Origin of the sequence: Streptomyces sp. 8L (assembly GCF_020176795.1) — a bacterium.
Lineage (GTDB): Bacteria > Actinomycetota > Actinomycetes > Streptomycetales > Streptomycetaceae > Streptomyces.
Genome location: NZ_JAIUKE010000522.1, coordinates 1 through 5,891, shown reverse-complemented (window position 1 = coordinate 5,891; position 5,891 = coordinate 1). Strand labels below are relative to the sequence as shown.

Sequence of the window (5,891 nt, the reverse complement as noted above, 5' to 3'; positions counted from 1 at the left end):
CACCTCCTCCGAGGCGCGGGCCGTCGCCCGTACCCGAACCGTCGTCAAGGGCGAAGGCGGCGTCGGCACCGTCCGCCGCACCACCCTGCCCGGCGGCCTGCGCGTCGTCACCGAGACCCTCCCCTCGGTACGCTCCGCGACCTTCGGCATCTGGGTCCAGGCCGGCTCCCGCGACGAGACCCCGGCCCTCGGCGGCGCCACCCACTACCTCGAACACCTCCTCTTCAAGGGCACCGAGCGGCGCAGCGCCCTGGACATCTCCTCCGCCATCGACGCGGTCGGCGGCGAGATGAACGCCTTCACGGCGAAGGAGTACACCTGCTACTACGCGCGCGTCCTCGACACCGACCTGCCGCTCGCCGTCGACATCGTCTGCGACATGCTGACCGGCTCCCTCATCGAAGCCGAGGACGTCGAGGCGGAGCGCGGGGTCATCCTCGAAGAGATCGCGATGACCGACGACGACCCCGGCGACATCGTGCACGACGCCTTCGCGCACACCATGTTCGGGGACTCGCCACTCGGCCGGCCCGTCCTCGGCACCGTCGAGACCGTCGAGGCGCTCGACCGCGACCGCATCACGCGCTACTACAAGAAGCACTACGACCCCCGGCACCTGATCGTCGCCGCCGCGGGCAACGTCGACCACGCCGCCCTCGTACGGCAGGTGCGCGCCGCCTTCGAGAAAGCCGGCGCCCTCACCCGTACCGACGCGGCCCCCGTCGCCCCCCGCGGCGGCCGTCGCGCACTGCGCGCCGCGGGCAGGACCGAAGTCCTTGAGCGCCCGACCGAGCAGGCCCACGTCGTCCTCGGCATGCCGGGCCTCGCCCGCACCGACGAGCGCCGCTGGGCCCTCGGCGTCCTCAACACCGCACTCGGCGGCGGCATGAGCTCCCGCCTCTTCCAGGAGGTACGCGAGAAGCGCGGGCTCGCCTACAGCGTCTATTCGTACACCTCCGGCTTCGCGGACTGCGGCCTCTTCGGCGTCTACGCCGGCTGCCGCCCCGGCCAGGTCGGCGACGTCCTGAAGATCTGCCGCGAGGAACTGCACCGCGCCGCCACCGGCGGACTCGACGACGACGAGCTGGCCCGCGCCGTCGGCCAGCTCTCCGGCGCCACCGTCCTCGGCCTCGAGGACACCGGCGCCCTGATGAACAGGGTCGGCAAGAGCGAGCTGTGCTGGGGCGACCACCTCTCCACGGACGACCTCCTCGCCAGGATCGCCGCGGTCACCCCGGACGACGTCCGCGAAGTGGCCCGCGATGTACTGGGGCAGCGCCCCTCGCTCGCGGTCATCGGACCGCTCGCCGACAAGGACGCCGCCCGCCTGGACGAAGCGGTCTCCTGACGCCGCCGCGACCGACCCGCACCACCCACGACGCGAGAAGGAAGAACCAGCGATGAGCAAGCTGCGCGTGGCCGTACTCGGCGCCCACGGCCGTATCGGCTCCGAAGCGGTACGGGCCGTCGAGGCCGCCGACGACATGGAGCTGGTCGCCGCCGTCGGCCGGGGCGACAAGCTGGAGACGCTCGTCGAGTCCGGCGCCGAGGTCGCGGTCGAACTGACCACGCCCGCCTCGGTGATGGGCAACCTCGACTTCTGCGTACGGCACGGCATCCACGCCGTCGTCGGCACCACCGGCTGGACCGAGGAGCGGCTCGCCGAACTCGGCACCTCGCTCGCCGCCTCGCCCGCCACCGGCGTCCTCATCGCGCCGAACTTCTCCATCGGCGCCGTACTCACCATGAAGTTCTCCGAACTCGCGGCCCGGATGTTCGAGTCCGTCGAGATCGTGGAACTGCACCACCCCAACAAGGCCGACGCCCCCTCCGGCACGGCCACCAGGACCGCCCAGCTGGTCGCGGAGGCCCGGGCCGCCGCAGGCCTCGGCGACCAGCCGGACGCCACCAGGACCGCCCTGGAAGGAGCACGCGGCGCCGACGTCGACGGCGTACGCGTGCACTCCGTACGGCTGCGCGGACTCCTCGCGCACCAGGAGGTCATCCTCGGCGGTGAGGGCGAGACCCTCACCATCCGCCACGACTCGCTGCACCACAGCAGCTTCATGCCGGGCATCCTGCTCGGTGTGCGCCGCGTCGTGACGACCCCGGGGCTCACCGTCGGCCTGGAACACTTCCTCGACCTCGCCTGAGCGGACCGGACCGAACACACCCATGAGCGCAAAGATCACCTACGTCGTCGGCGCGGTCGTCCTCGTCTTCTACTTCGTCCTCGCCGGCACCCGGGGGGTCTGGCTCATCCAGGCCGGCACCCCGGTCACCGTCGTCTTCGGCGTCGCGGTCCTGATCCTGCCGTTCATCGGCGCCTGGTTCCTGTGGCAGAACACCCGCTTCGTCACCCGCGCCAACCGGCTCGCCGCCGAACTCGACGCGGAGGGCGGGCTGCCTGTCGACGAACTCGTCCGCACGGCGGGCGGCCGCATCGACCGCGCGTCCGCGGACGCCGTCTTCGAACGCCGCCGCGTCGAGACCGAGGACACCCCCGACGACTGGCGCTGCTGGTTCCGGCTCGCGGTCGCCTACCGCGACGCCCGGGACACACCGAGGGCCCGCAAGGCGATGCAGCGTGCCATAGCGCTCCACGACGGCAAACCAGCTGCCGACGCCACCACCTGACACCCGCACCCCTCACGGGCCCTCAGCAGTCACTCCGTACCGACGCACTCACTCTGTACTGACGTACTGATCAACCGGTACCGCTCGCCCCGTACCGGCCGCCGGCTCCTCAGCGGGCGCTCCGGTACTCGGCGCCCCAGGCCTCCACGGTGTCGGCGGCGCGATCGAACGCGTCGCCGCTCGACAGGAAGTCCGCGCTGTGCGTCGTCAGCAGCGGCACCTGCTCGCCCCGGTGCCGTACGAGCACCAGAGCCTGGCCCTGCACCGTGCGCGGCAGACCGAGCCAGCGCACCGGCTGCTGCACCGTACGCACCCCCACGGCCTGCCCCCACGCCACGGTGGAGGTACGCAGGAGCCCCACACGGCGCACGCCGTGCCGGCTCACCCACGTCCCCATCCGCAGCATCCGCAGCGCCACCGCGATCACCGCGAGAGTGACGACGGCACACACGACGGCGCCCGAGCCGCCCGCGGCGAGCGCGGTGACCACGGTCGCGAAGAGGATGAACGAGGAAAGCAGCAGAAGAACGGCGGAAACCCCCACCCGCCAGGGACCCGGCCGGTAGGGGCGCCGCCAATGATCGTGGTCGTCGTACGGCAACGCGGTGTCGTCACCCGCGTCGAACGCACGATCGGCCGTCAGGAAGGACAAGGGCACGACTGATCCTCACTCACAAGCACGCTCGATTGCTGTGCCCGGTGAGGCTACCGATCCCGCGCCCGCCCGGACCACCCGAGGGGGCCGGACGGACGGCGGACACCGCTCAGCGGTGCTGCGAAGCCTCCGACTGCTGAGCCTTGTGCAGAGCGGGGTTGTTCTGCAGCGCGGGCATCCCGAACAGCAGCGACCCGGCGAACGACGCCACGATGACCAGCCCGATCAGCGCCCGGCCCGCCAGCTCGCCCCGCGCCGGACGTCGCTTCGGCGGCGGCTCGACATTGCTGCGGAAGCGCTCGGCCTCTACGAGAAAGGTGAACGGTACGTCCTCGCGCCGGCGGAACATGGGGCGGTCTCCTCGTCTTGCTGTGCTGCTTCGGTCTGCAGCCCTGCTGTTCAGTAGGACGCAGAACAAACCGATCAGGTGCCCGAATTCCCCTGAAGAGTGGAAAACGACCTGGTAACGAGTATGTCCGAGGCGACCTCTACAGTGGCCTCGGCACGCGAACAGAACGGAAGGACCCGCTGGTGAGCACCGAGAAGGCCGGGCCGGAGCCGAGTTTCCGCAGTGATGTCGGCGTCGAGTTGGTGAAGCACAGCGCGTCCGACTCCGACGTCCTGTGGGCCGCCCGCGTCTCCACGGCGGGGGAGCAGTCCCTGGAGGAGCTCACGAAGGACCCGGAGCGTTCGAAGGGCCTGATCAACTACTTGATGCGGGACCGCCACGGCAGCCCCTTCGAACACAACTCGATGACCTTCTTCGTCAACGCCCCGATCTTCGTCTTCCGCGAGTTCATGCGCCACAGGGTCGGATGGTCATACAACGAGGAATCCGGCAGATACCGCGAGCTGCTGCCCGTCTTCTACGTGCCCGGCGAGGAGCGCAAGCTCGTCCAGCAGGGGCGTCCGGGGAAGTACGAGTTCGTGCACGGCACCCCGGAGCAGCACCGCACGGTCACGGAGGCCATGGAGGAGTCGTACCGGCGCTCCTACGCCGCGTACCAGGAGATGCTCGCGGCGGGCGTCGCGCGCGAGGTGGCGCGGGCCACCCTGCCCGTGGGGCTCTTCTCGTCGATGTACGCGACCTGCAACGCGCGCTCGCTGATGCACTTCCTCGGACTGCGCACGCAGCACGAACTCGCGAAGGTCCCCTCGTTCCCCCAGCGGGAGATCGAGATGGTCGGTGAGCGGATGGAGGAGCACTGGCGGAGCCTGATGCCGCTGACCCACGCGGCCTTCAACGCCAACGGCCGGGTAGCCCCCTGACCTGCGACGCAACCGGTCCGCAGGGCTCCGTCGAGGGGCCTTGGGGCCGGCGCGGGGCACAGATGTACGGCTCACCGGTCATGGTGTCCGTATTGCGGCGTTTCGAGAAGTTCATCTAGGCTGATCAAACGGACCCGGCACTGCTTGAACCCCCGAGCAGGCAGTGCCGGGCTCCTCTTGTCCGGTGCCCCGAGGCCACACCAGGGGCTGAGCAGCGAGTAGCGTGTTACCCATGGCTCCGACCTCTACTCCGCAGACCCCCTTCGGCAGGGTCCTCACCGCCATGGTCACGCCCTTCACGGCGGACGGCGCGCTCGACGCCGACGGTGCACAGCGGCTCGCCACCCAGCTGGTGGACGCAGGAAACGACGGCCTGGTACTCAACGGCACCACCGGAGAGTCCCCCACCACCACGGACGCGGAGAAAGAGCAGCTGGTACGGGCCGTGGTGGAGGCGGTGGGAGACCGCGCCCACGTCGTCGCGGGCGTCGGCACCAACGACACCCGCCACAGCCTGGAGCTGGCCAGGGCCGCCCAGCGGGCCGGCGCCCACGGCCTGCTCGCCGTGACGCCGTACTACAGCAAGCCGCCGCAGGAGGGCCTCCTCCAGCACTTCACCGCGATCGCCGACGCCACCGACCTGCCGGTCATGCTCTACGACATCCCCGGGCGCAGCGGCGTCCCGATCGACACCGAGACGATGATCCGCCTCGGCCGGCACCCCCGGATCGTCGCCAACAAGGACGCCAAGGGCGACCTGGGCCGCGCCAGCCTCGCCATCGCCGAATCGGGCCTCGCCTGGTACTCCGGCGACGACATGCTCAACCTGCCCCTCCTGTCCGTCGGAGCCGTGGGCTTCGTGTCCGTCGTCGGCCACGTCGTCACCCCGGAGCTGCGCGAGCTCGTCGAGGCGTTCAGCCACGGCGACGTACAGAAGGCGGCCGAGATCCACCAGAAGCTGCTGCCGGTCTTCATCGGCATGTTCCGCACCCAGGGCGTCATCACGGCCAAGGCCGCACTCACCCTGCGCGGCCTCCCCGGCGGCCCCCTGCGCCTTCCGCTGGTCGGGCTCACCGAGCAGGAGACCGCCCAGCTCAAGCTCGATCTCGCCGCCGGCGGGGTACAGCTCTGACAACGGACTTCACAATTGAATAGCTGAAGACGAGACGACGACAGATGACCGGGAACCGATCCCGGATTACGACAACTGCAAGTGCACGAATGTCACGCGCGGCCCCCCCCCCCCCCCCGCCGGGGGGGGGGGGGGGGGGGGGGGGGTTTTGTGGATCACCAACCCCCACCCCCGCGGCCCCCCCCCCGGCCCCCGGGG

Annotated in this window: 7 protein-coding genes; 5 read left to right on the top strand and 2 right to left on the bottom strand. The window is 70.6% G+C overall.

Annotation, left to right across the window (positions count from 1 at the left end):
- The 3 genes from LCE31_RS33135 to LCE31_RS33125 all read left to right on the top strand — a co-directional run.
- Positions 1-1,348, top strand: a 1,348-nt coding sequence (locus LCE31_RS33135; RefSeq protein ID WP_225021069.1) for a M16 family metallopeptidase, incomplete at its 5' end; no start/stop codon positions are given.
- 52 nt (positions 1,349-1,400) lie between these two features.
- Positions 1,401-2,153 (top strand): 4-hydroxy-tetrahydrodipicolinate reductase, encoded by a 753-nt coding sequence (gene dapB / locus LCE31_RS33130; protein ID WP_225021067.1) that lies wholly within the window; start codon positions 1,401-1,403, stop codon positions 2,151-2,153.
- Positions 2,154-2,175: 22 nt separating this feature from the next.
- Complete coding sequence (locus tag LCE31_RS33125; protein WP_225021065.1) at positions 2,176-2,637, top strand: tetratricopeptide repeat protein; 462 nt, start codon at positions 2,176-2,178, stop codon at positions 2,635-2,637.
- A 109-nt stretch (positions 2,638-2,746) separates the two neighbouring features.
- Here LCE31_RS33125 and LCE31_RS33120 read toward each other — a convergent pair whose 3' ends face one another.
- Together LCE31_RS33120 and LCE31_RS33115 are read right to left on the bottom strand one after the other, a co-directional pair.
- Entirely contained in the window at positions 2,747-3,295 is a 549-nt protein-coding gene (locus tag LCE31_RS33120; RefSeq protein WP_225021063.1) for a hypothetical protein, read from the bottom strand.
- Positions 3,296-3,401: 106 nt separating this feature from the next.
- A complete protein-coding gene (locus LCE31_RS33115) occupies positions 3,402-3,641 on the bottom strand; it encodes a hypothetical protein (RefSeq protein ID WP_225021061.1) in 240 nt (79 codons plus the stop codon).
- Between the two features lie 182 nt (positions 3,642-3,823).
- On the opposite strand from LCE31_RS33115, the gene thyX reads away from it, so the two are divergent.
- Both thyX and dapA read left to right on the top strand, forming a co-directional pair.
- Entirely contained in the window at positions 3,824-4,561 is a 738-nt protein-coding gene (gene thyX / locus LCE31_RS33110) for an FAD-dependent thymidylate synthase (protein WP_225021059.1), read from the top strand.
- A gap of 232 nt (positions 4,562-4,793) precedes the next feature.
- A complete protein-coding gene (dapA, locus tag LCE31_RS33105) occupies positions 4,794-5,693 on the top strand; it encodes a 4-hydroxy-tetrahydrodipicolinate synthase (protein ID WP_225021057.1) in 900 nt (299 codons plus the stop codon).
- The last annotated feature ends 198 nt before the right edge of the window (positions 5,694-5,891 follow it).